Genomic DNA, 24,510 nt, shown 5'->3' with positions numbered 1-24,510 from the left:
GGGTGCTCGCGCAACGTCCCGGCCCATCAGCGCTGCTTCTGCAACCGAACTGCGACGCATTTTGATGTACATTGCAATTGTATTACGTAGAGAGCCGGAGCCGGCAAGGCGGTCTTCGCAGGCGTGCTGATTCGCAGCAGCGATCGCACGGCAGACGATCAGCAGGCCGTTCGGCTCGATGTCTTGGAGGATGATTGTTGTCGAGAGTGCGACTGCGCCGATGGATCGAGGGCCGGTTGGGGATTGGCACCGCCAGCACCGAAAGCCGCCTCGATGAGGATGTGAAACGCTTCGTCGATGCGCTGCAAGCGGAGTTGATCGCCGCGAAGGATGAGTCCGAGCGGTACAGGCGCATCACCGAAGAGAGGGGCGTGATCATGGGCCGCCTGCGCGATGAGCGCGACGGCTACAGGCTGGAGTGGGAGGCGGCATCCGCGGAGCTTCGCCGGCTGACGCGCCAGCGTCCGGCCGTGGTCTCGGACAATGGAGCGACGCGCCCCTCCGGCAATCGCCGTGACGTGGCCTTGAGGAATTCTCCGCCTTCCGCGCTGCGGGTGCTGTGCGTCGGCACCGGCCGGGACGGCACGACGTCGCTCGCGCGGATGATGCAGGAGGTGTTCGACAACCAGGGCAACGGCGACAGGGCCGTGCACGAATGGGCGTCGAGCGAGCTCAACGAGCTGTTCTGCCAGCTCAAGGAAACCAACGATCCCAGCTTCGCGGATCAGATTCGTCAGACGATCCTCGATTGCCCCCATGCCTGCGTCGTCGGCAACGGTTATGCGGCCGTGCTGCCGATCATCGCCGAGCTCCTCGGCGACCAGGTCACGCTGGTGCATCTGCGCCGGCGCGACCGGGCGGCGTGCATCGCAAGCCTGGTTGAGAATGCGGCGCTGTCGCCGCAGAACCACCTCTACTACGCCGACTCGCCGGCCGCGCAGCGCAAGCGTCCGACCGCTGTCCACTTCGGAGAGATGTCGAAGCAGCAATGGATGGATCTGTCGCTGGCCGACAAGTTCGGCTGGTACTACGACAAGACCCACGCCTTGATCGAACGGCACAAGAGCCTGTTCCCGAACACGCTCTCCGTCGATACCGAGGACCTCAACGCGGACAGCGTGCGCCTCGCGCTGGCGCACGCGGCCGGCAGCGCCGAGGCGCCGCGCGCCTTCCACGTCAACCGGTTCGTCGATCTGCGCCATGTGCCGCCCGATCGCCGCAGCTTCGTGCAGCGGCTGCTCGGCCAGCTCGACGTCCAGAAGCTCGCCCATGACGACCTGTACGGGCTGCGGCAGGTCCTCAACGAGATGATCTATCATCTCTCGCATTTTCCCGACGCGGCACCGGGCGCGGTGGATGAGCTGCGCTGGACGCTGACCGAGGTGCACGGCCTTCTCGACAGCCGCATCCGCGACGTTCGCGAACTGATGGAGCGGGTCGGCGTGCCGCCCGAGACGGCCGGCGCGGTGAACGGCCACCGCGCACGGCAAGCAAGCCATTGAGCGCAGTCGAGTGCTCGACTGGGCTCGGGGGCTCTGAGCAGGGGAGGCTGCGGGCGCGCTCGCGGCCTTATGGAAGAAGATTTGGCGGGCCACGCTCGATGAAGATGAGTACTATGCCTACGCCATAGCCCTATGAGCGACACCATGGGACGAAAAGCGATGAGACACGACCATTAAGACGCGAGCGGGTAGTCGTTACGAGTTTTGGGCGCAATCAATTGGTGTGCCAAGCGCCGCCGCTCGTTAGCCAAATTCCTTGCTCTATCGGGGTCGAGAAGTTCGGTGAGGTAGCCTAGTGGCACTGGACGCAAGATGACCGACGCCGGCCGCCTGTTGGACCACGATACGGGTTGGCGAATTTCCACGCGTTCGTCATGTGCTTCAGTAGACATCGAGGCATACAGCAGCACAGCAACTTCGCTGGGCGAGGCAAGTGCGTATATCGAAAGTTGATACAGCCACTCTGCTGGTAGCCCCTGTTCCCAAACGTCGCGATATTTTGCATCGAGGAACCCGTGCAGCGCATTGCCATAGAACATAGCGTAGTCCGGACGCGGTGCCGGAGCGCGACGTCGCCTCGGATTAGCGTCGGGCGCGTACGCAAACAGGTTCCGGATCGCTAGTTCGTCCGCGATGCGCACACCGGCAAGATTGTCGCGCAAAAACCGGGACAGAAGACGTTGGAAGAATACATTCATGTTGAACAGATAACCGGGCATTCGGCTTGCGGGCTGCACAGAATCGAAAGAGATGCCCAGCATGTCATGTAGTAGCCGGATGATCGTCAGCGCTGGCCGACAGGCCGCAGTCAAGCGGGTAAGTTCACGTTCGGCTCGGTCTATATCGTCAGTGTGGAGGTTCGCCAAATATTCGACATCCTCAAACATAGACGACAGTTGATGCACGCGCCGTCGAAGATTCCGATCCTCGGTCAGTCGCGCTCCAGCCTCAAGGCCCGTTCGCAAAACCTGATTTAAATGCCAATCACCACGCCTTTCAAAGTGCCTACAGGGAAGTCGAGCCTCTCTTACGCCTCCTTCACGGATCATTTGATCTATCAGAATCCGGCCACGCGGGCTTTCCAGCTTCTCAGACAATGGAATGTATTGACGGACCAGACCGCGATGCAGCAGTTCCTCTACCTCCGCCGCGAGCAACGCAACCAGCAAGTCGTGCAGACCGTGTCGGGTGGTAGGCGACCTTGTCTCCTTGACCGTAGCGACGTCACGTAACCCATAAGCATATCGCAGCAGTCGTGCCAGCGGCATCGCGGGAAGTTTTGGGCCAATTGCGATGCAAAGCGGCCCAACGTCCACGCGGCCGACGAAGGACGTGCTGGTGATTTCGAGTCCGTCGTATCCTTCGCGGATATCCAGCCGGTTACGCAGCGTCTCGACCAGGCGGCGGGCCTCCATATCATCCGCCAGAGAATAGCCTCTTAAGCGGGCGTCCTGCGCAGGCCCCGTTTGGTCCCATTCCGCTAGCTCGACAACGAAGGACCGCGTCCTATCAGGGCGCGGATTCATCGTCACCCTCGCTGTCGTCGGAGGAAATATCAGAAGGCTCGCCCGCCAACGCGCTATCAACCGGATCCTGATCAACTATCAGAGGCTGCATCTCCTCGAATGATACGGCCTGAATTAGATCCCCTTCTCGGTTCTGGCCAAATATATCTTCTCGAATTCGTCCGAATTCCACGTCGACCAACTCACCACCGAGTATATCTCTGAGCATCCCAAAATCATCATAGCAGTACTCTTCAAGCAGAGGGATGATGTCGTCTCGTAAGACGCGAGAAAACTCTGCTACCGAGGTAATGGGCTGCGGTGGCATTAAATAGGCGTGACCGATTTGAAGGTTTCTGGCGTCCCGTTTGAGGTAGACGCGAAGTCTCGCATTAAGTGCATCCAACCACGCACCGAGCAGCAGCCCTCCCGCCTTCCGCCCAGCCAGCAAATTGCTCTCGGGCATCAACTCAACAAAACCGAAACGCCGCCGGAGCGCGGTATCCATTATTGATATGGAACGGTCAGCCGTGTTCATTGTGCCGATGATGAAGACATTCTTCGGCACGGAAAACAATGTCCCAGTGACCGGCAGTGTGATCTGCCGGTCCCTTTTATCGTACTCGATCGTCGTCAATAGCTCTCCAAATATTCTCGGGAGATCGCCACGGTTAATTTCATCCACGACAAGGAAAAAGTTCCTAGTAGATTGCTTGGCCGCGTCTGCGCAGAGCCGCTTGAAGATGCCGTCACGCGGCTCAAAAACCATCTGGCCATTAACTGTTGTAGGCCGCAGACCCTCTATGAAGTCCTCGTAACCCCATCCGGGATGAAAGGTACAAACGCGCACGAGCCCGTCGCCATCGGTGACGGTCCCGCGCTCAGGTTCGGTCAGATCCACAAAGCTCTTTCTGAACGCATGGCGGGCGGCGAGTTCGTTAGCGACTGCCAATGCGCGATAGGTCTTACCCGTGCCTGGCGGGCCATACAATATCACCTGGCCTTTGCGTCGTAGAATGGCTTCAATTCGTGCGGCAAATGGATCAAGCGGCAGCATGGGTGCGGTTTCCGCGGCAGGCACAACTAGACGCGGCGTGGGTGCGGTGGCAGGCGCAGGACTTCTCCAGGATAGCCGCTGCTCAAGCTCAAGCAGGTTGGCTGCGCTCCTGCCGAGTTCAAAAACCGTCGTCCGGGGTCCTTCTTGTTCTGGCATTCGCCAGGAGTCGAGGGTAAGCCACTCAACAGGGCGTTTGTGCGGGAAGCCTAGGCCGCCGTCATACTCGTAAGGCCCGCGAACTTTCCCGACGCCCAGTACGGTTTGCCCCTCGCATGCCAGCACGAAATCCATTTCTGAGATTTCTTGCACGAAATTAAGTATCTCCCCCGCCTTTCTAAATGCGACACCCGCGTTGGTAGGGTAGACGGGAAGCAGAAAGTCTCGGATTCGATTTTTCGCGGTTGTCTTGTCCTGACCAATCGTTTCTGACAGATCGGGCACTTGCTCAGACCAACCGATGGACACGAACCCACCATCACGCATTTCTGCCCAGTGGCTTCCGCCTTCGCTCCCTTCCGTAGTGCCCACCTTCCAATAGCGGTGGAAGGCACCATCCCGCCGATTCAGGATGGCGTTGAGTGTTGTGACCGGCACCCCGAGTTCCCGCGCGGCAGCAATGAAACGTCCCGCGCAAATAAAGCGCGGTGAACTGCCATCTAGGATGCCGACCCCATCGGGAGGCATTTGCAGAATTTTGAAGAGGTGAAATCGTTGATAACGAGGGCTATGGTAAACATCGATCCTGTCAGGACAGATAAGAAACCAGTATTTGTGAGCCCATCCATCATGCGCCAGTTTTGGAGCGGCCTTCTCCATGGCAGCTTGAAGTTTGGCGTACGTCTCATCCGACGTATCGCCAACGCTCAGCGCCGACAATACATCAGCCCCAGCCACCAATTGGTCTCTCTGTTTTCGAGCAAAGTCGATGGCGTCCTCAAGGGATAGGACGTTCTGTGCCTTCGGCGACCCCGTCATCCAGGCGTTGTCACTCTGGCGCTGGTAGATGCCAAATTTTAGCGCTGATCCACCACCGATGCCGCCAAATTGGTTGCCGGAAAACTCATCATCGTTCTTGAATTCCAGCCAATAGGCCAAGCACCGAGTTTCACCACTCAGGCGCCCATGCATCCGACGCAGCAAGGCTTCACCGTCAAGCTCGCGCAGTACGGCCGGTCCAAAGCGATCACGGAACAGCGCGGTCTGCTGCTCGATCTGCGAGGGCGTCAGCAACTCGCCGGGAGCGACGCCATGGCTAAGCACAGCTTTCAGATCATTAATGATATGCGGTTCAAGAATTGCTGCGCTCATGCGGTTCTGTCCATCTCATTCGGCATTCAACCTTGCAACCAACGGCTCCGTTGGTACGCCGTTGATCCAATCTATCATCCGACCTGCTCGCGCTCTATGGCTGCCGCCACCGGCCGTGGTATGCCTCGCTGAACACTCACTTGATACCATCCAGCACAGCTTGGACTGGTTGAATGGCTGCGAACGCCTTGGCGAAGCTTTGCGGGCGGCAATCAGCTCGGCGTCGAGGTTAAATGACGTTTTCTGCATCAGCTTCTCCAGCTAACCTTCGTGGAGTCGCCGAAGAATTGCGTCATGCGGCATGGTTCTGCCGGGAAAGGTGATGAAGACGATCGCCCCGTCGGGCTTCCTTGGCAAACGAATTTCGGAGAGGGTGGCTTGCTTCTCGCTATCCGCGCCGATGCCATTGTCCGGGTCGAGAAACACAATATCCGCGCCGTCGAACGCTGTTCGCTTGCGCGCTCCCCACGTGCCACGCTCGTCGGGACCGCGCCGAGCGTCGCCGCGAGCAGATCGCCCTTTAAGGCCACTCGCGACCCGGCTCAGGTCGACGCCCGGCGCGCGGCCAAGTGGGGAGGGGTTCGGAGCCACCATCGCCCTCACTCATATTGCGGCCTTCGCGAAGGAAGCCCGTGAACGCATCCGCCTTCCTGGCGGCGGCTACCGCTGCGAGCTGGGTCGCACTCTCGCCCATAGATCGAAGGGGAATTTGCTGCGGACACTCGCCGGCGAGGCAGGGATAAAATCGGCTACAGGCGGCGTGCCACTTCTGTTCTGAACTGGCGGAAGGGGTGGGATTCGAACCCACGGTACCCTTGCGGGCACGCCGGTTTTCAAGACCGGTGCCTTAAACCACTCGGCCACCCTTCCATCCGGCGTCGTGTCCGGGACGTCGGCGACGTCCACGCCACGGCGGCGCGGGATCGACGCGATCCTTGTTTAGGGTGCGGGCTTGCGGCTCGTCAACGGCGCATTCACGCCTGCCAGGACGGCCTCAACTCAAAGCCCACGCTCACCTGAGCGCAAAGGCCATCAGGCCGGAGCACAAGACTGCGGTGCTCAGCGCTGCCAGGGCGAGAAAGCTGCCCGAGAGCAAGTCCTGATGTCGCAACGCTTGATGTCGTAGATCTTGGTGTCGCATGGGCCACCTGCTGCGGCTGCGCTACCGGTCCGATCTCACACCGGCCGGAGAAAACCAAGGGCCGGGCGACGAACGGTCTGGATGATCTTCTGGTCGAAACTTCCGGCTTCAGGGATGCTCCTGAAGTGTCGTTATTGAAGCGGACGCAAACATCGAAGCGGACGAGAGCCGACCATGGCGTCGGCTGTCCGATCCGTCCGGAATCAGGCCCGCGAGCGGACCCCTTCAAACGCATGAGCAAGGAAGATCCCGGCGCCAACCAAGCCCATCACTGCCGTCATTGCTTCGATCATAGCGAACACACCCTGTTGCGCCCCACGTGAAGCAAACGACGTGCAGCCCCGCACAGTCAAAATGATTCAGGTCCCGCGAAATGAGAACACTCCCAGGTGAGGATTTCACGCAACATATGTGTCCAAAAAGGTGCACTCGCAACACAGTGGCGCAGCGGAGTGCACGCCTGGGCGGCCATCGTCCGCGTCACAACCGCTGGAAAGCTCCGGTTAACCACGGCGGGGCCCACCCCATTTCCGCCGTGTTCGGGTTGCGTTATCCTTGTGTATTGAGTTGCGGGGATGCGACTCGGGGACAAGCCGGGACGCGGGGGCCTGATGGGATGGCTCGGCTGCGACCGGCTCATTGGTAATTGGGGTCGATGGGGATTGGTCAAACAGATCCGGTCGAGAGAGCGGTGCGCAGTGCCGTCGCCATCCTCGCCTGCCTGATGGTCGCGAACTGCGCCTCGTCCAACAAGTTCGCCAGCAAGGTCGATCCGAAATACGGCGTATCGTCGAGCCCGCGCGTCGTCGGATTCGGCGAGCCGGTGCCGAAGGGCGGCGGCGTCTACCGCATCGGCAAGCCCTATACCGTGGCCGGGAAGACCTATGTTCCCGAAGAGGACACCAACTACCGCGCCGAGGGCTTGGCCTCCTGGTATGGCGATGATTTTCACGGCCGGTTGACCGCCAATGGCGAGGTCTTCGACATGACGTCGCTGACGGCCGCCCATCCGACCCTGCCGCTGCCGAGCTACGCCCGCGTCACCAATCTCGCCAACGGCAAATCGCTCATCGTCCGCATCAACGATCGCGGCCCGTACCACGGCAACCGGCTGATCGACGTCTCCAACAAGGCCGCCGATCTGCTCGAGTTCAAGGGCAGCGGCATCGCCCGCGTCCGCGTCGAATATGTCGGCCGTGCGCCTCTCGAAGGGTCCGACGATACCCAGCTGATGGCGACCCTGCGCACCGGCATCCCGGCGCCGGCGCCGTCCCTGGTCCGTGTCGCCTCCGCCAAGCCGTTCGTTCCCGAGATTGGCGCAGGTCGTCCGATTCGCGGCGAAGTCCCGCTGCCCGAGGGGCGTCCCTACACACTCGGCAACACCTCCGCCGACCTGGCGTCGGTCGCGGCGACGTCGGAGATGTCGGCTTCCAGCCGGAGCCGCGGACGCAGCCTCGATAATCCGCGTGCCGTGTCCTACGATCAGGCCGGCCGTTACGTGACGCCGACCAGCGCATACGACGGCGCGGATGAGGCCCGCGAGATCCTCGGCGGCCGCGGCCTGTACTGATCACGCAATACGCTCACGGAATACGCTCTCGCACGTCGAACCAGCCGTCCCTCGCCGGGGCGGTTTCGATTCGACCGAGCCGCCAAGACCTTTTGCGAAAAGACCTGTTGCGAAAAGTCCTGTTGGGAAAAGTCCTGCCGGGAGGGGCCTATCGGGCGGTGAATGGCACGCGCGCCCTGGCCGAGAAGGTCCAGACCCGGGTGTTGCCGCCGATCCCGCCATACTCGGCACCGAGGCCGACGCCGGCACCACCCTCCGCCTGGATGCCGAGCCCGCCGGTGAACCGGGCCGACCAGCCCTGCAGCAGCGGCGTCGAGGCGAGCGCGCCGGCGGCGAGCGTGTTGGCGTCCTCCTTGTTGAAGTAGTAGTCGCCATACATGCCGAGGAACGGCGTCAGCAGAACGCCGCTGTCGAGCCAGGCGACAGGGTAGGCGGCACGCAGGCCGCCCGAGGCGCGGCCGCTGGCGAAGTCGTTGGTGCCCTGCCGCGTGCCCAGCGAGTCGGTATAGGCGTTCTGGTGCTCCCACAGCGCGTAGATCTTGGTCGAGGGTTCGAGCACCACGCCAGCCAATTTGTAGGTTCCGGTCAGACCGGTCGACAGCATCCAGCGCTGGCCGCTGAAGTTGCCTTGGGCCGTCCCCGCGGTCCCGTCATAGCCGATGCCGGAATAGGCGACGGCGGCATCGAAGCGCAGGGTGGGGACGATCTTCCAGCCGAGATAGGCGCCGGTGGTCCAGCCGTCGCCCTTCAGCTTTCCGTTAATCTCCTGCTGGGTGTAGCTGAACGTCTCGTAGCCGCCGAGCACGCCGACCAGGAAGCTCGGCGTCGCCCGGTAGGTCAGCCCCATCATCGCGTTGAGCTGCTGGCCGTACAGCGAGACCTGGTTGGCCTGGGTGATGCCGCCGTTGTTGGTCGTGCCGAAGCGATCGACACCGGTGCCGCGGACATCAGCCCACAGCAGCCACTCCTTCTGCTCGTGCCATCTTGGCGCGGCCTGCTTCTTGTCGCCCCGGTCGATGGCCGCGAAGGCATCATCGATTCGCCCGCGGCTGCGGCCTCGCGGCTGCGACGCACCGGGCAGCATGGAGGAATAGGCGTCGCTGCCGCCGGCCGCGGCACGGTCCGAGGTCGGCGCCGGCTCGTCCTGGTCGCGTGGATCGGCTGAGAAGTTGAAGCGCATGCGCATGTTGCCCGGCGACATGAACGGACCGCCATCACTGAAGCCGTCGGCAATCGCGTCATCGATCGCGCCGGAGATCGCCTGTCCCGAGTTCTGCGCCACCAGCTTGCTGACCGTCTGCTGCAGCGAGCGCAGCCGCACACTGTCGACGGGCACGTTGACGGTCTGGGCGAGGGCAGGCGATGTGCTCGCGGTAAACAGCGCGCTGCCGGCATAGCTTGCGGTGACCGTGTGGCTGCCGACGGCGAGCGTTGAGGTGGCGAAGGTCGCGACGCCTCCAGCCAGTGTCACCGTGCCGATCGGCGAGCCGTTGTCGTTGAAGGTGACCGTGCCGGTCGGCGTGCCGCCCGACGCTGAAACGGTGGCCGTGAACGTCACGGGCTGGCCGAACTGGCTCGGATTCTGCGACGAGGTCAGCGCGACCGTCGTGACCAGCTGGCCTACCGACAGATTGAAGGTGGCATTGGCCGAGGCACTGTTGGTGTCGGTCACGGTCACGGTATACGTGGTCATTGCCGCCGGCGCCGTCGGCGTGCCGGTGATCTGGCCATTGGTCGTGTTGAAGCTGAGGCCGGCCGGCAGGGCCGGCGAAACGGCAAAGACCAGCGCGCCCGTACCACCCGAGCCCGTCACAGGCGTGAATGGCGTCACAGCCTGGTTGATCGGCAGCGAGCTGGACGGCACGGCCGTCGTCGCCGTCACCGCACCATTGATGGTCAGGCTGAATGTGTTGCTTGCGGTCGCGTTGGCGGCGTCGGTCACGGTCACGGTGAAGGTCGTCGCGGCAATGGTCACCGTGGGCGTTCCGGAAATGCTGCCGTTGGCCGTATTGAGAGACAGTCCGGCCGGGAGCGTCGGCGCGACGGAATAGGTGAGCGGCGCGGTGCCGCCGCCGCCCGTGACCGGTGTGAACGGCGTGACGGCGTGGTTCGCGGTCAGCGTCGTCGCGGCGATCGCCTGCGTCGCGCTGACGGCGCCGTTGACCGCCAGGCTGAACGTATTGGTCGCCGTGGCACTGTTGGCGTCGGTCACCGTGACCGTATAGGTCGTGGCGCCGCTGGTCGCGGTCGGCGTGCCGGTGATCGCGCCCGAGGACGTATTGAAGGTGAGACCCGCGGGCAGCGCCGGCGCGATGCCATAGCTCAGCGGCGAGGTGCCCCCGGCGCCGGTCACCGGCGTGAAGGACGCCACCGGTGTATTCACGGTCAGGCCTTTGGACGCGATGGCCTGCGTCGCGGTCACCGCGCCATTGATCGTGAGGCTGAACGTGTTGCTGGCGCTGGCGCTGTTGGCGTCGCTCACCGTGACCGTATAGGTGGCGGCGGTGCTGATCGCGGTCGGTGTGCCCGTGATGGCACCCGTCGAGGTGTTGAAGCTGAGGCCGGCGGGCAGCGCCGGTGCGATGCCATAGGTGAGCGGCGAGGTGCCGCCGCCCCCGGTCACCGGGGTGAAGGATGTCGCGGCGACATTCACGGTCAGGGACTTCGCCGCGATCGACTGCGTGGCGCTGACGGCGCCGTTGACGGTCAGGCTGAAGGTGTTCGTCGCGGTTCCGTTGTTGGTGTCGGTGACGGTCACGGTGTAGGTCGCCGTCGCCGCGCTGGTCGAGGGCGTGCCCGAGATCGCACCGGTGGAAGTGTTGATGCTCAGCCCGGCGGGCAGACTCGGCGAGATTGAATAAGACAATGCGCCCGTGCCGCCGCCGCCCGTGACCGGCGTGAAGGCGGTGATCACCTGGTTGGCGGTAAACGTCCGAGAGGCGATGGCCTGCGTTGCGGTCACCGCGCTGTTCACCGTCAGGCTGAACGTGTTGCTGGCCGTGGCACTGTTGGCATCCGTCACCGTGACCGTGTAGGTCGTGGCGCCGCTGGTCGCCGTCGGCGTGCCCGTGATCGCGCCGGTCGAGGTGTTGAGCGTCAGGCCCGTCGGCAGCGCGGGTGCAACGGAGTAGGAGAGCGGCGGCGTGCCGCCCGATCCGGTGACCGGCGTGAACGAGGTCGCTGCTGTATTCTGCGTCAGCGCCTTGGACGCAATGGCCTGGGTCGCGCTCACCGGACCGTTGACGGTCAATTGGAAGGTGTTGCTGGCGGTCCCGTTGTTGGCATCCGTCACGGTCACCGTGTAGGTGGTCGTGCTGCTGGTCACGGTCGGCGTGCCGCTGACCTGGCCGGTGCTGGTGTTGAAGCTGAGACCGGTCGGCAAGGTCGGCGCGATCGCATAGGTCCGCGGCGTCGTGCCGCCGCCGCCGGTGACCGGCGTGAATGGCGTGATGGCCGTGTTCACGGTGACGGTGGCCGAGCTCACCGACTGCGTCGCGGTGACGGCGGTGTTCACCGTGAGGCTGAAGGTATTGCTGGCCGTGGCGCTGTTGGCGTCGGTGACGGTGACCGTATAGGTGGTTGCACCGCTGCTCACGGTCGGCGTGCCAGTGATCGCGCCGGTGTTGGTGTCGAGCGTGAGGCCCGAGGGCAGCGCCGGCGACACGCCGTAGGTGAGCGGCGGGGTGCCGTTGCCGCCGGTCACGGGCGTGAAGGAGGTCGCAGCCGCATTCTGCGTCAATATCTTCGACGCGACCGACTGGGTCGCGGTCACGGCCGCGTTGACGGCGAGACTGAACGTGTTCGAGGCCGTCGCGCTGTTCGCGTCCGTGACGGTGACGGTGTACGTCGTCGATCCGCTCGTGGCCGTCGGCGTGCCCGTGATCGCGCCGGTCGACGCATTGAGCGAGAGACCGGAGGGCAGCGACGGCAAGATGCTATAGGTGTAGGGCGTCGTGCCGCCGCCGCCGGTGACCGGTGTGAACGAGGTCGTCGCGTGGTTCTGCGTCAGCGTCTTCGAGGCGACCGCCTGCGTCGCCGTGACCGCGCCGTTGACCGTCAGGCTGAACGTGTTGCTGGCGGTGGCGCTGTTGGCATCGGTGACGGTGACCGTATAGGTGGTCGCGGTGCTGGTGATCGTGGGCGTGCCGGTGATCGCACCCGTGGACGTGTTGAACGAAAGACCGGTCGGCAGCGACGGCGCGATGCCATAGCTGAGCGGCGCGGTGCCGCCGGAGCCGGTGACCGGCGTGAACGAGGTCGTCGCGGTGTTGACGGTCAGCGCTTTCGACGCGATGGCCTGGGTCGCGGTGGGGCCGGGCAGGTTGACCGTAATGGTCCAAGAGGTGAGCGCCGTTCCGGAGCCTGAGCAGGTTACGAGAAAGTCGCTACAGTCTGACGCATAAAACAGCGTGATCGTATCCTGGCCGCCGCCCGTCAGGCTGTTCAGAGTGATGTTGATCTGAGCCTGACCAGTATTCGCACTCTGCCCATTGTCGTTTCCACTGCTTGGATGCAGCGTGTAATTGGCTTTGCTCGTCGTCGGGCTGTAGTCGGAATAAGCACTCGAGCTCGTGCCGGCGATGGGCAGCTGGGTGTTCGCATTCGTGCCGGATACGGAGTACAAGCCGTAGACAACGGCATCGTCTCCGGTGTTGGGAGTGCCAACCACGGTGAGACACAGGTGATAGACCTGTGACACGGAATTGAACGTGATCGTGGCCCCGGTGGTCGAATTGACGGTCAGATCGCAGACCGCCTGCGCCGATGAGATCGACGCGCCCATGGCCGCGAGAACGACAAAGGTCGTCACCGCCAACGTTCTTACGTTGCTGACGGCCGACGACCAGCGAGTCAGAAATCGCTGGAACGACGTCTTCCACGCGCCAATCATGACCGAGAAAAGGTGCACCTTGCCCCTGCGCTTCCCCGAGACCGCGGGTCGACCCCGGCCGCGGTCCCAAATATTTTGCGACTGCAATAAAGATTACCGAAAACTTACCGTTGATTAAGCTTTGTTTGCCCTGTGCCGCAAGCCAGTGATGCACGGAACCGCTGCACGCGCGCCGCCTTTCTCGAAGCCAGTTGCGCGCCCGCAACACTGCGACCTTTCCGCGTGCTGATTCGGCGCAGGTCTCGCGAAACGCCCCCACATCCCCTGCGGGTTCATGCTTGACTGTTCCCGTTGGATGCGTGACACTTTCGAATTGCACACGACGAATACTGGACGCGTCGGTTGTCCACGTTCGTCGTGACGCGCTTTCTTTTCTCGTTGAATTGCACAAAATCATTTGGAGGAACGCATGCCGGTTACGCCTGTGCTCGGGCAAATCATGCCATTTGCTGGAAACCAGCCACCGAGGGGGTGGGCGTTCTGCAACGGTGCGCTGTTGGCGATCCAGACGAACCAGGCATTGTTCTCCCTGCTCGGCACCTATTACGGCGGCAATGGTGTCACGACATTCGCACTTCCGGATCTCCGCGGACGGGCTATCCTCGGCTCGACCGGCGGCAGCGGCCAGTTTCCCGCTGGCACGGTCAGCGGCGAGACCACGGTCACGCTCACGACGGCGCAGATGCCGACCCACAATCACCAGATCCAGGCGTCCAGCAACGATGGTACTGGGCGTGGAGCGTCGGCGACCAACAACGTGTTCGCGACCAACAAGCTCCCGCCAGACAATCCCAAGCTGATCTTCACCACCGCTGGGACGAACGCGGTGCCGCTGTCGCTCAGCACCAACATCGTCGATATCGGCGGCGGGCAGCCCCACAACAACATGCAGCCCTATCTGGTGATCAATTATCTGATCGCCCTGAATGGGGTTTACCCTTCGCGCAACTGAGACGGCTCGGCGCTCACATTTCTCACCATCGTCGCAATCCGCCGCATCGCGCCCGCTTCGCGGCGCCCACCGCACTTGAAAGGATGTCGGGATGTCAGACCCGTTTCTCGGCGAGATCAGGCTGTTCGGCTTTCCGCGCATACCGGATGGCTGGCTGGCCTGCGACGGAAGCGCATTGTCCATCGCCAACTATGATGCGCTCTATGCGGTCATCGGGACGACGTTTGGTGGCGACGGGGTCCAGACCTTCAATCTGCCGGACCTGCGCGGCCGCGTTCCGATCGGGCAGGGCACGCCGCCCGGCGGCGCATCCTATCTGCTGGGGCAACTGGACGGTGAGGACGAGCACACCTTGATCACGACCGAGATGCCCACGCACAGCCACGCTTTGTTGGCGTCGACCACCGTCGCCGACACGGCACAGCCGGGGACCAGTACCCTCCTGGGAACCGCGACAGCGGGCAATCTCTACGCGCCCAGTGCTGACGCCGGGACCTACGAAGTGATGGCGGCCTGCGTCGGGCCGTCGGGGCAGGGCGTCGCTCACAACAACATCATGCCGACCGTCGTCGGCAATTACTGCATCTGCATCAACGGCATCTTCCCGTCGCCGGGCTGACGCCTTCGCGTTCGATCGGCTCTATTGCGCATTCCTCAGGAGAGACGTCGTGTCAGACCCCTTCGTCGGCGAAATCCAGGCCTTTCCGTTCACCTTTGCAGCCGACGGCTTCAACAGCGCGTGGCTGCCGTGCTTCGGCCAGTTGCTTCCGATCCAGCGGTATACGCCGTTGTTCGCGCTGATCGGCACCTATTACGGCGGCAACGGCACCACCAATTTCGCCCTGCCGAATCTGAGCGGCGCGATCACCAACGGGCAGGGCGACGGCCCCGGTCTGCAGCCGCGCGTCATCGGTGAGGCGATGGGGACCAGCACCGCCTTTCTGACCACGGCCGAGATGCCCGCGCATGCCCACACGCTGCAGCTCGGCAGCAAGGCGGCCGCGAATGCCACGCCAGGGCCGGGGACGGGCGTGGGCATCGTGGCGATCGATCCCAGCTTCAACGGGTTCCTTGCGCCGCCGGGCAATACGACGCTGGCGGTCAATGCGGTCACACCGAACGGGCAGAGCATTCCGCACGACAACATGCAGCCGACCCAGGCGCTGATCTGGTGCATCTGCTATGCGGGCATCTTCCCGTCATTCAACAACTCCTGAGCCGAGCAGGCTCGGAGTGACGCTCGGGATCGACGTCGTCTCACCGGACGTTCGCTTGCGGCTGCGGCCGGCCGAGACCGCCGACGAGCCGTTCCTGCGTGACCTCTTTGGTTTCGTCAAAGGTGCGCAGCTCGCCGCGGCCGGTCTGCCGCCGGCGATGCTCGATCTCGTGCTGGCGCAGCAGTATCGCGCCCAGCTCGCAAGCCATGCGGCGCAGTGTCCGGCGGCGCAGTCGCTGATCATTCTCCGCGACGCCGCGCCGGTCGGGCGGCTGCTGCTCGACCGCGCGGCGTCACAATGGCACGTGGTGGATCTCGCGCTGCTGCCTGGCGCGCGCAACGCGGGTGTCGGGCGCGAGATCATGCAGGCGGTCGCCACCGCCGCACGGGAGCAGGGCGCCGCGGTGCTTTCGCTCGCGGTCGCAACCACGAATGACGACGCGATAAGGTTCTACGTCCGACTAGGCTTCCGCGACGTGGCGGACAACGCGACAGCGTCGCATCGCATGATGGAGCTGGCGCTCGCGCGCTAGCGAGCCGGAGCCACCTCGCGCAGGAACGCGATCAGCGCCGCGTTCACCTCGGCGGCGCATTCCTGCTGGATCCAGTGGCCGGCGCCGTCGATGATCAGCTTGCGCCGGAGATCCGGCAGCACGCGCGCCATGTCCTGAACGCGCTTGGCGCCGATCAGCCCCGTCACCACCGCGTCCGCGCTGCCCGCGATGAACAGCGACGGCTGGCGGATCTGGGCGTCCTGCCATGGCGCGGTCAGCTCCCAGTTGCGGTCGATGTTGCGATACCAGTTCAGGCCACCGCGAAAGCCGGAGGTGCGATAGGCTGCGATGAACTCGGCGAGGTCTGCTTCGCTTAGCCACGCCGGCAGAGGCAGGGCGGGGTTCGCCGCACCGAGGAAGCCCTTGTCCGGCGCGACGAACAGCGACTGCGGGTCGGAGAAGCCACGCGCCAGCATCGTGCGCATCGTCAGCGCGACGTCGCGATCGAGCTCGGCTTCGGCGACGCCGGGCGTCTGAAAATACTGCCAGTAGAAATTCTCGATGCCGCCGGCGTGGAACGTCTCAAGGGGGCGGCTGCGGCCGCGAAACGGCGGCGGGACGCTCAAGCCGGCGACGGCCGTGAACATGTCCGGCCGGAACAGCGCCGCATGCCAGGCGACCGGCGCGCCCCAGTCGTGGCCGATGATGACGGCGGTGTCCTCGCCGAGCGCCTGGACCAGCGCCACCATGTCGCCGACGGTATCGAAGATCGAGTAGGCGGCAATGTCTGCTGGCGCCTGCGAGCGGCCGAACCCGCGCATGTCGGGCGCGACCACCCGATAGCCGGCCTCGGCCAGCGCCACGATCTGGTGCCGCCACGAATAGGACAGTTCGGGCCAGCCGTGGCACAGCACGACAAGCGGGCCTTCGCCCTGTTCGCGCACGAACAGCTCGATTCCGTTGGCCTTGATGGTCCGCGTCGATGACACCGTTTCCCCCTTGGTTGCTCGACTTGTGATTGCCGGCCCTGGACGTATCGCACCGCGCGATGAGCCGTGCAAATCCCGGGACAGCGGACGGATCCGCGGATTGCCGAGTTGTTTGCACCCCCCGCAACTGCTAGAATCCCAGTGCGCTCCAGAGCTTAGCCGATGAATGTCATGACCTTACCGCCGCGTCGCTCCGGTTTCACGTCCGGACGGGCGACGCGCGCACTCATCGCCTTGGCCGCGGCGTTCGCCGTCGGCTGGAGCGGCGTGCTCTACGCCGCCAACCAGAGCGTCCAGGGCGCGCGCAAGGAGGATGGCGGCTTCGACGGCGATGCGCCGACCGCGATCCTGGTGGAGGCCAACAGCGGCAGCGTGCTGTTCGAGAAGAATGCGGACGAGCTGCGGGCGCCTTCCAGCATGATGAAGCTGATGACCGCCGAGGTGGTCTTCAACGCGGTCAAGGACGGCACGATCAAGCTCAACGACGAATACCGCATCAGCGAGAACGCCTGGCGCCGGGGCGGGGCGCCCTCCGGCACCTCGACGATGTTCGCCGCGCTCAACAGCAAGGTGTCGGTGAGCGACCTCCTGCACGGCGCGATCATCCAGAGCGGCAACGACGCCTGCATTGCGCTCGCCGAGGGCATGGCCGGCAACGAGAAGATCTTCGCCGCCGACTACATGACCAAGCGGGCGCGCGAGCTCGGCCTCACCAGATCGACCTTCGCCAATTCCAACGGGCTGCCGGATCCCGGCAACAAGATGACGGTGCGCGAGCTCGCCATGCTCGCCCGGCACATCATCCTGGATTTCCCGGAGTTCTATAAGATCTTCGGCGAGAAGGAATTCACCTGGAACAAGATCCGGCAGCAGAACCGCAACCCGCTGCTGAACGCGATGGAAGGCGCCGACGGGCTCAAGACCGGCTACACCAAGGAAGGCGGCTACGGCATGGTCGGCTCTGCCGTGCAGAACGGCACCCGGCTGATCGTGGTCGTCAATGGCCTGGAGGATTCCGAGGACCGCGCCACCGAGGCCAAGAAGATGCTGGAATGGGGCTTCCGCAATTTCGAGACCCGTACCCTGTTCGCGGCGGAGCAGCCGATCGGCTACGCCAAGGTGTTCGGCGGCGAGAGCCGCTCGGTCAAGCTGTCGAGCCCGGTGCCGGTCAAGGTCATGGTGCAGAAGAACGGCGGCGACAAGCTGATCGCCCGCATCATCTACAGTGGCCCGGTCAGGGCTCCCATCGAAGCCGGGCAGAAGGTCGGGGTTGTCAGGGTCTGGCGCGGCCCCAATATCGCCATGGAGGCCCCTGTCTATGCTGCGGAGGCGGTGGGCACGGGATCCACGATGCGGCGTGCGATCGATGGGGTCAGCGAGCTCGTGATCGGGATGTTCCGCGCCGGCGCCGAGAAGCTCTAGTGACATGGCGGATGCAGCTTTGAAACGTGGTCCTGGCCGCGGCCGATTCGTCACCTTCGAGGGCGGCGAGGGCGCCGGAAAATCGACGCAGATCAAGATGCTGGCGGACCATCTGCAGAAAGAGGGTTTGCGCCTGGTGCTGACCCGCGAGCCCGGGGGATCGCCGGGCGCCGAGATCATGCGCCACCTCGTGCTGTCGGGCATGGGCAAGCTGCTGGGCCCGGAGGCCGAGACCCTGCTGTTCGCAGCCGCGCGGGACGACCATGTGCGCAACGTGATTCTGCCGGCGCTGAACCAGGGCAGCTGGGTGCTATGCGACCGCTTCTTCGATTCGACCCGGGCCTATCAGGGCAGCCAGGGGAAGGTCGCGCCTGACGTGCTCAATGCGATGCAGCGGGTGACGATCGGCGACCTGAAGCCGGACCTGACGCTGATCCTCGACGTGCCCGTGGAGGTCGGCCTGCAGCGCGCCTCGGCGCGGCGCGGCAGCGGCGCGCCGGACCGCTTCGAAGGCGAGGACATCAAGTTCCACAAGGGGTTACGCGACGCCTTTCACAAGATCGCGGCCGAGGATCCAAGGCGCTGCGTGCTGGTCGACGCCACCGCGAGCGCGGACACGGTCTCGCAACTCGTTTGGGACGCCGTGCGCGAGCGGCTGTTCGCGGAAGTGGCGGCCGCCTCATGAGCGCACGCAAGGTCGAGCCGGAGATCGCGGTCCGCCATCCCCGCGAGACCAGCGCCTTGTTCGGCCATCGCGAGGCCGAGGCCGCGCTGCTGTCAGCCTATCGCAGCGGCCGGATGGCGCATGCCTGGCTGATCGGCGGCCCGCAAGGCATCGGCAAGGCCACCTTGGCCTACCGCATGGCGCGCTTCGTGCTGACCCACCGTGATCCTGCGTCGGACGCGGTACGTACCGCCGGCTCGCTGTACGTGGACCCGGATGATCACGTGGCCCGGCTGATCGCCTCCGAGGCCCATGGCGGGCTGCTCACCTTGGAGCGCTCGGCCAACGACAAGGGCGTGCTGCGCACCGTCATCACCGTGGACGAAACCCGCGAGACGATCTCGTTCTTCGGCTCGACGGCGGCGGTCGAGGGCTGGCGGGTGTGCGTCGTCGACACCGTCGACGAGCTCAATCCCAACGCCGCCAACGCGCTGCTGAAGATCCTCGAGGAGCCGCCGCAGCAGTCGCTGTTCCTGCTGGTCAGCCACGCGCCGGCGCGGGTGCTGGCCACCATCAAATCGCGCTGCCGCCGGCTGGCGCTGCGGGCCTTGGCGACCGACGACGTCATCAGCGCCGCGGCCGAGGCCACCGGCATGAACGGAGCCGATCCGGCGCTGCGCGAGGCGGCCAGGGCGTCCGAGGGCAGCGTCGCGCGCACCCTGATGCTGCTGGGCGGCGACGGGCTGCAGCTGCAGACCCGGACCGCGGCGCTGCTCGCGAGCCTGCCACGAATCGACGCCGGCGAGCTGCACGCCCTGGGTGATGCGCTCGGCACCAGCGACCGCGTCGCGCTGGCGAGCTTCCTCGACAGCATCGAGCGCTGGGTGGCGGAGCGGCTGCGCGCCGGCGATGCCAACGCGGAACTGCCGCGCCTTGCACGGCTGGCGGAGGTATGGGAAAAGATCGTCCGCGCCGCGCGCGACACCGAATCCTATAATCTGGAAAGAAAACCGCTGGTTTTCTCGGTGTTCGGGATGCTTGCCGAAGCCACGCGGTAACCGCGCGACCATCATCCCGGGATCATCAGGATCAATCCGTCGACCGACGTCGTCAAAGAGGAATTTGCCGTGGCGAAGGCCAGCAAGACAACCGTGAAGAAGGGCAAGCCGGCGACCAAGGGCGCCGCGAAGAAGGCTGCCAAGTCGCCCGTGAAGGCCAAGGCCGGCGCGACCAAAGCAAAGGCGAAGGCCGCGGCGGACAAGGACAAGAAGGCCAAGGCCACGAAGGCCAAGACATCATCTGCGCCGGCCAAGAGCAAGGCACCGAAGGCTGCCAAGAAGGCCGGTGCCAGCAAAGGGGCTGCCAAGAAGGCCGTGAGGGCGCCGGCCAAGAAGGCCGCGGCCAAGCCTGCCGCACCGGCCAAGAAGACCGCGACCAGAGGGGCCGCCGCCAACAAGCCCGCGGCGTCGAAGAGGCCCGCAGCAGCGAAGCCAGCGCCTGCGCCGAAGCCGGTTGCGCCCGTGGTCGCCGAGCGTCCGAAGCCGCCCCGCGCCGCAAAGCCGAAGGCACCGCGCAAGCCTAAGGTCGAGACCGTCGCGGGTCCGGAGATCGAGATCGCGGAGATCGAAGTTGCTGAGGTTGAGATTGTCGAGATCGAGGTGAGCGAGGCCGCGGATGCCACTGCGCCGGTCGCGGCCGCGCCGGCCGACGACAACACCTTCTACGTCACGACGGCGATCGCCTATCCCAACGGCAACCCACATATCGGCCACGCCTATGAGGCGATCGCGACCGACGCCATCGCACGCTTTGCGCGGCTCGACGGCAAGGACGTCTTCTTCCTCACCGGCACCGACGAGCACGGCCTGAAGATGGTGCAGACCGCGCAGAACGAGGGCCTGACGCCGTCGGAGCTCGCGACCCGCAATGCCGGCCGCTTCCGCGAGATGGACGAGCGGCTGAACGTCTCGTTCGACCGCTTCATCCGCACCACCGAGCCCGCGCATCACAACTCGGTACAGGCGATCTGGACTCGCATGCGCGAGAACGGCGACATCTACGCCGACACCTATGCGGGGTGGTACTCGGTGCGCGACGAGGCCTATTACGCCGAGGACGAGACCGTCGTCGGCGAGGACAATGTCCGCCGCGGACCGCAGGGCACGCCGGTGGAGTGGGTCGAGGAGAAGAGCTATTTCTTCCGCCTGTCGGCCTATCAGGACAGGCTGCTCGCGCTCTATGAGAGCCAGCCGGATTTCATCGGGCCGGATGCGCGGCGCAACGAGATCATCAGCTTCGTCAAGGGCGGTCTGAAGGACCTCTCGATCTCGCGCACCACGTTCGACTGGGGCGTCCGCGTGCCCCACGACGACGAGCACGTGATGTATGTCTGGGTCGACGCGCTCACCAACTACATCACCGGCGTCGGCTTTCCCGACGAGAGGGATCCGAACTGGAAGTATTGGCCGGCCGACGTCCACGTCATCGGCAAGGACATCATCCGCTTCCATGCGGTGTACTGGCCGGCGTTCCTGCTGTCGGCCGGCGTCCCTGTGCCGAAGCGGGTCTATGCCCACGGCTTCCTGTTCAACAGGGGCGAGAAGATGTCGAAGTCGGTCGGCAACGTCGTCGATCCGTTCAATCTCGCCGACCAGTATGGCGTCGACCAGCTCCGCTACTTCTTCCTGCGCGAGGTGCCATTCGGCCAGGACGGTAACTACAATCACGAGGCGATCGTCGCGCGCATCAACGCCGATCTCGCCAACGACCTCGGCAATCTCGCACAGCGCTCGCTGTCGATGATCTCGAAACAGCTCGGCGGCGTGCTGCCGGAGCCTGGCGAGTTCTCGGCCAATGACAAGGCGATTCTGGCCGAGGCCGACGCGATGATCGGCGCGGCTCGCAAAGCCATGGCGACGCAGCAGATCCACCAATGGCTCAACGCCGTGTGGTCGGTCGTGGCCGAGGCCAACCGCTATTTCGCGGGCGAGGCGCCCTGGGCGCTGGCCAAGACCGATCCGGCGCGCCAGCACACCGTGCTCTACGTCACCGCCGAGGTGATCCGTCAGGTCGCGATCCTGACCCAGCCGGTGATGCCGGCCGCGTCGGCAAAGCTGCTCGACAGCCTCGGCATTCCCGAGGACGAGCGAACGTTCGCGCGGCTTGGCGGAGAGCTCCGGATTGCTGCGGGCACGCAGCTGCCAGCGCCACAGGCGGTGTTCCCGCGCTACATCGAGCCGACGGCCGCGTGATGCTGGTCGACAGCCATTGCCATCTCGACTTTCCGGATTTCGCCGAGGATCTGGACGGCATCGTCACGCGCGCCGCGGCCGCCGGCGTCGGTCGCATGGTGACGATCTCGACGCGAGTGCGGCGCTTGCCCGAGCTGCTCGCCATCGCCGAGCGCTTCGACAACGTCTACTGCTCGGTCGGCACCCATCCGCACAATGCCGACGAGGAGGATGGTATTCCGGCCGAGGAGCTGATCGCCCTGACCCGCCATCCGAAGGTGGTCGCGCTCGGCGAGGCCGGGCTCGACAATTTCCACGATCACGGCTCGAAGGACGCCCAGGAGCGCGGGTTCCGCGTGCATATCGCCGCCGCCCGTGACACTGGCCTGCCGCTGGTGATCCACACCCGCGAGGCCGACGAGCAGTGCAGCCGCATCCTCGAGGAGGAGATGGCGCGCGGACCTTTCAACGCCGTGCTGCATTGCTACACCGGCGGACGCGAGCTGGCGATGAAGGCGATCGATCTCGGACTGCACATCTCGTTCACGGGCATCGTGACCTTCAAGAAGTCCGAGGCCTTGCGCGCGCTCGCTGCCGAGGTGCCGGCCGACCGCATCATGGTCGAGACCGACGCGCCATATCTCGCGCCCGGCAAGTTCCGCGGCAAGCGCAACGAGCCGGCCTATGTCGTCGAGACCGCGAAGGTTCTGGCGGAGACCCGCGGCGTCTCGCTCGAGGAATTCTCGCAGCAGACCACCGAGACCTTCTTCAAGCTGTTCTCGAAGGTGCCGCGGCCAAGGGAGACTGCATGACGCTGACGCTGACCATTCTCGGCTGCGGCTCCTCGGCCGGCGTGCCGCGCCCGGCGCTGGGGTGGGGCGCCTGCGATCCCAACAACCCGAAAAACCGTCGCCGGCGCTGCTCGCTGCTGGTGGAGCGCCGCGCCACGCACGGCGTGACGCGCGTCGTGATCGACACCTCGCCGGATCTACGCGAACAACTGATCGATACCAATGTCGACCACATCGACGCGGTGTTCCTGACGCATGAGCACGCCGACCAGACCCACGGCATCGACGACCTGCGCTCGGTGGTCATGCATCAGCGGCGGCGGATTCCGGTCTATTTGAACCAGTCGACCGCCAAGGACATCATGCACCGGTTCTCCTATTGCTTCATCTCGCCACCGGGAAGCGACTATCCGCCGATCCTGACCCAGCACGCGATCGAGGCCGGCGAGACCCAGGCGGTGGAAGGCAAGGGCGGCGAGCTGAGGCTGACCGCGTTCCTCGTCCAGCACGGCAACATCCCCGCGCTCGGCTACCGCATCGGCAATGCCGCCTACACGCCTGACCTCAACGACATCCCGGAGGAGAGCTGGGGCGCACTGGAGGATCTCGACCTCTGGATTGTCGACGGCCTGCGCCCGGCGTCACACCCGAGCCATTTCTCGGTCAACGACGCGCTGGCCTGGATCGAGCGCTTCAAGCCCCGACGCGCCGTCATCACCAACATGACCGCCGATCTCGACTACGAGGTGCTGCGCCAGAGCCTGCCGGCCGGTGTGGTGCCGGCGTATGATGGCATGCGGCTGGAGGTCGGCTGATTGTTCGTTGGCCGGCTAAGGCCGTCATTGCGTGGAGCCGAAGGCGACGAAGCAATCCAGAGTTATAGCAATGACTCTGGATTGCTTCGCTTCGCTCGCAATGACGGGCAGGGGCGGGCGACCGCAAGGGCCACGAAGCTGTAGCAGCCTGCGGCCGAATACATGGAGACGCTACCATGCTGTCGCTGTTCTTCGAGGTCGAGGTCAAGCCCGGCCATCTCGACCAGTATCTGCAGCTCGCTGCCGCGCTGCGGCCCAAGCTCGACGCCCTTGGCGGCTGCCTGTTCCTCGACCGCTTCAGGAGCCTGTCGCGCGACAACCTGATCCTGTCCTACCAGATCTGGCAGGACGAGGGCGCCATGACCGCCTGGCGCGTGCACGCCCATCACCACGACATCCAGACGCTCGGCCGCGACAAGTTGTTCTCCGACTATCGCCTGCGCGTCGCCGAGCTGGTGCACGAGGTCAGGCCGGGGCAGGCGGCTTGGCAGCCGGAGCGGCGGGGGACGTACAACGATCCGAAACGGCGTGCGCCGACCTATGTGCTGGCGGTGGAGACGGCTGCGCCGCAGCTGAGCATCGCGACGGATCTGCCGGTCGCGACCTTCTCCAGCGTCTATCGCGAGGGCCGCTTCGCGTATCTGATCGACTTGCCGGACGAGGCGACCGGCGTGGCGCTGAGTGTGCGCCTGCTCGCCGAACCCGGCGCCGACAACATCCGCGTCGTCGAAGTCAGCAGAGACTACGGCATGTACGATCGCCGCGAAGCGCCACAATATTATCCGGAGAAGAGCAGGGGCGACGCGGCGGCCAACTGACCTTCGACGCCCGAGCGAGGAAAGACCATCGTCATCGCGGTGCTCATGAATGCGCCCTCGCCCCTTGTGGGCTACCGGATTCACACATCCGCTCGCGTCAGGAGGTTTGCGCCGCGCTTCATGGCCTGGAACTCAAGCCAGCCCT

General features: G+C 64.6%; 18 protein-coding genes and 1 tRNA gene. 13 read left to right on the top strand and 6 right to left on the bottom strand.

The window, feature by feature from the left end; genetic code table 11:
• Nucleotides 1–206 precede the first annotated feature (206 nt).
• Nucleotides 207–1,502 (top strand): hypothetical protein, encoded by a 1,296-nt coding sequence (locus ACQR1D_RS13305; protein WP_434893895.1) that lies wholly within the window; start codon nt 207–209, stop codon nt 1,500–1,502.
• Between the two features lie 173 nt (nt 1,503–1,675).
• Here ACQR1D_RS13305 and ACQR1D_RS13300 read toward each other — a convergent pair whose 3' ends face one another.
• From ACQR1D_RS13300 to ACQR1D_RS13285, 4 genes are all read right to left on the bottom strand, one after another.
• On the bottom strand, nt 1,676–3,028 hold the full coding sequence (locus tag ACQR1D_RS13300) for an McrC family protein (RefSeq protein ID WP_434893890.1): 1,353 nt from the start codon (nt 3,026–3,028) through the stop codon (nt 1,676–1,678).
• Nucleotides 3,012–5,372 carry an AAA family ATPase gene (locus ACQR1D_RS13295; protein WP_316215801.1) on the bottom strand — a complete coding sequence of 787 codons (2,361 nt, stop codon included), beginning with the start codon at nt 5,370–5,372 and terminating at the stop codon, nt 3,012–3,014. Before ACQR1D_RS13295 ends, ACQR1D_RS13300 begins: the two co-directional genes overlap by 17 nt.
• A 261-nt stretch (nt 5,373–5,633) precedes the next feature.
• The gene (locus ACQR1D_RS13290; protein ID WP_434893891.1) at nt 5,634–5,966 is read right to left on the bottom strand and encodes a hypothetical protein; all 333 of its coding nucleotides are present in this window, start codon (nt 5,964–5,966) and stop codon (nt 5,634–5,636) included.
• A 186-nt stretch (nt 5,967–6,152) separates the two neighbouring features.
• Nucleotides 6,153–6,242, bottom strand: a tRNA-Ser gene (locus ACQR1D_RS13285).
• A gap of 926 nt (nt 6,243–7,168) precedes the next feature.
• On the opposite strand from ACQR1D_RS13285, the gene ACQR1D_RS13280 reads away from it, so the two are divergent.
• The gene (locus ACQR1D_RS13280; protein ID WP_316215803.1) at nt 7,169–8,083 is read left to right on the top strand and encodes a septal ring lytic transglycosylase RlpA family protein; all 915 of its coding nucleotides are present in this window, start codon (nt 7,169–7,171) and stop codon (nt 8,081–8,083) included.
• A gap of 148 nt (nt 8,084–8,231) precedes the next feature.
• Here the strand turns inward: ACQR1D_RS13280 and ACQR1D_RS13275 are convergent, their stop codons facing one another.
• Nucleotides 8,232–12,893: a beta strand repeat-containing protein gene (locus ACQR1D_RS13275; RefSeq protein WP_434893892.1), complete on the bottom strand. Its 4,662-nt coding sequence runs from the start codon at nt 12,891–12,893 to the stop codon at nt 8,232–8,234.
• A 490-nt stretch (nt 12,894–13,383) separates the two neighbouring features.
• On the opposite strand from ACQR1D_RS13275, the gene ACQR1D_RS13270 reads away from it, so the two are divergent.
• The 4 genes from ACQR1D_RS13270 to ACQR1D_RS13255 all read left to right on the top strand — a co-directional run bounded on the left by ACQR1D_RS13270 (nt 13,384) and on the right by ACQR1D_RS13255 (nt 15,675).
• On the top strand, nt 13,384–13,926 hold the full coding sequence (locus ACQR1D_RS13270; RefSeq protein ID WP_434893893.1) for a phage tail protein: 543 nt from the start codon (nt 13,384–13,386) through the stop codon (nt 13,924–13,926).
• A 91-nt stretch (nt 13,927–14,017) separates the two neighbouring features.
• Nucleotides 14,018–14,545: a phage tail protein gene (locus ACQR1D_RS13265; protein ID WP_316178755.1), complete on the top strand. Its 528-nt coding sequence runs from the start codon at nt 14,018–14,020 to the stop codon at nt 14,543–14,545.
• Nucleotides 14,546–14,594: 49 nt separating this feature from the next.
• Entirely contained in the window at nt 14,595–15,143 is a 549-nt protein-coding gene (locus tag ACQR1D_RS13260) for a phage tail protein (RefSeq protein ID WP_316215806.1), read from the top strand.
• 16 nt (nt 15,144–15,159) lie between these two features.
• Complete coding sequence (locus ACQR1D_RS13255; protein ID WP_434839556.1) at nt 15,160–15,675, top strand: GNAT family N-acetyltransferase; 516 nt, start codon at nt 15,160–15,162, stop codon at nt 15,673–15,675.
• Here ACQR1D_RS13255 and ACQR1D_RS13250 read toward each other — a convergent pair.
• Nucleotides 15,672–16,625, bottom strand: coding sequence for an alpha/beta fold hydrolase (locus ACQR1D_RS13250; protein WP_434839557.1), 954 nt, complete (start codon nt 16,623–16,625; stop codon nt 15,672–15,674). The genes ACQR1D_RS13255 and ACQR1D_RS13250 overlap by 4 nt on opposite strands.
• A gap of 162 nt (nt 16,626–16,787) precedes the next feature.
• Here ACQR1D_RS13250 and ACQR1D_RS13245 point away from each other — a divergent pair, with 162 nt between their 5' ends.
• From ACQR1D_RS13245 to ACQR1D_RS13215, 7 genes are all read left to right on the top strand, one after another.
• Entirely contained in the window at nt 16,788–18,047 is a 1,260-nt protein-coding gene (locus tag ACQR1D_RS13245; RefSeq protein WP_434839558.1) for a D-alanyl-D-alanine carboxypeptidase family protein, read from the top strand.
• A 4-nt stretch (nt 18,048–18,051) separates the two neighbouring features.
• The gene (tmk, locus tag ACQR1D_RS13240; RefSeq protein ID WP_434839559.1) at nt 18,052–18,732 is read left to right on the top strand and encodes a dTMP kinase; all 681 of its coding nucleotides are present in this window, start codon (nt 18,052–18,054) and stop codon (nt 18,730–18,732) included.
• Complete coding sequence (locus tag ACQR1D_RS13235) at nt 18,729–19,769, top strand: DNA polymerase III subunit delta' (protein WP_434839560.1); 1,041 nt, start codon at nt 18,729–18,731, stop codon at nt 19,767–19,769. The genes tmk and ACQR1D_RS13235 overlap by 4 nt, the downstream gene beginning before the upstream one ends.
• A 69-nt stretch (nt 19,770–19,838) precedes the next feature.
• The gene (metG, locus tag ACQR1D_RS13230) at nt 19,839–21,962 is read left to right on the top strand and encodes a methionine--tRNA ligase (protein ID WP_434839561.1); all 2,124 of its coding nucleotides are present in this window, start codon (nt 19,839–19,841) and stop codon (nt 21,960–21,962) included.
• The gene (locus tag ACQR1D_RS13225; RefSeq protein ID WP_434839562.1) at nt 21,962–22,753 is read left to right on the top strand and encodes a TatD family hydrolase; all 792 of its coding nucleotides are present in this window, start codon (nt 21,962–21,964) and stop codon (nt 22,751–22,753) included. The genes metG and ACQR1D_RS13225 overlap by 1 nt, the downstream gene beginning before the upstream one ends.
• Nucleotides 22,750–23,547, top strand: a complete 798-nt coding sequence (locus ACQR1D_RS13220) for an MBL fold metallo-hydrolase (protein ID WP_434839563.1) — start codon at nt 22,750–22,752, stop codon at nt 23,545–23,547. The genes ACQR1D_RS13225 and ACQR1D_RS13220 overlap by 4 nt, the downstream gene beginning before the upstream one ends.
• 176 nt (nt 23,548–23,723) lie before the next feature.
• The gene (locus ACQR1D_RS13215) at nt 23,724–24,365 is read left to right on the top strand and encodes an antibiotic biosynthesis monooxygenase family protein (protein ID WP_434839564.1); all 642 of its coding nucleotides are present in this window, start codon (nt 23,724–23,726) and stop codon (nt 24,363–24,365) included.
• Nucleotides 24,366–24,510 lie beyond the last annotated feature (145 nt).

The organism is Bradyrhizobium sp. HKCCYLRH2047, assembly GCF_051168175.1.
Classification (GTDB): domain Bacteria; phylum Pseudomonadota; class Alphaproteobacteria; order Rhizobiales; family Xanthobacteraceae; genus Bradyrhizobium.
Note: the sequence above shows the minus strand (reverse complement) of the source record. Positions and strands in the feature narration are given on the sequence as shown.

What these genes read in the sequence shown, in the direction of transcription:
- ACQR1D_RS13245 (WP_434839558.1), top strand. Translation starts at nt 16,788, where the DNA reads ATGAATGTCATGACCTTACCGCCGCGTCGCTCCGGTTTCACGTCCGGA.
- ACQR1D_RS13295 (WP_316215801.1), bottom strand. Translation starts at nt 5,372, where the DNA reads ATGAGCGCAGCAATTCTTGAACCGCATATCATTAATGATCTGAAAGCT.
- ACQR1D_RS13220 (WP_434839563.1), top strand. Translation starts at nt 22,750, where the DNA reads ATGACGCTGACGCTGACCATTCTCGGCTGCGGCTCCTCGGCCGGCGTG.
- tmk (WP_434839559.1), top strand. Translation starts at nt 18,052, where the DNA reads ATGGCGGATGCAGCTTTGAAACGTGGTCCTGGCCGCGGCCGATTCGTC.
- ACQR1D_RS13235 (WP_434839560.1), top strand. Translation starts at nt 18,729, where the DNA reads ATGAGCGCACGCAAGGTCGAGCCGGAGATCGCGGTCCGCCATCCCCGC.
- ACQR1D_RS13280 (WP_316215803.1), top strand. Translation starts at nt 7,169, where the DNA reads ATGGGGATTGGTCAAACAGATCCGGTCGAGAGAGCGGTGCGCAGTGCC.
- ACQR1D_RS13215 (WP_434839564.1), top strand. Translation starts at nt 23,724, where the DNA reads ATGCTGTCGCTGTTCTTCGAGGTCGAGGTCAAGCCCGGCCATCTCGAC.
- ACQR1D_RS13300 (WP_434893890.1), bottom strand. Translation starts at nt 3,028, where the DNA reads ATGAATCCGCGCCCTGATAGGACGCGGTCCTTCGTTGTCGAGCTAGCG.
- ACQR1D_RS13290 (WP_434893891.1), bottom strand. Translation starts at nt 5,966, where the DNA reads ATGGTGGCTCCGAACCCCTCCCCACTTGGCCGCGCGCCGGGCGTCGAC.
- ACQR1D_RS13270 (WP_434893893.1), top strand. Translation starts at nt 13,384, where the DNA reads ATGCCGGTTACGCCTGTGCTCGGGCAAATCATGCCATTTGCTGGAAAC.
- ACQR1D_RS13265 (WP_316178755.1), top strand. Translation starts at nt 14,018, where the DNA reads ATGTCAGACCCGTTTCTCGGCGAGATCAGGCTGTTCGGCTTTCCGCGC.
- ACQR1D_RS13225 (WP_434839562.1), top strand. Translation starts at nt 21,962, where the DNA reads ATGCTGGTCGACAGCCATTGCCATCTCGACTTTCCGGATTTCGCCGAG.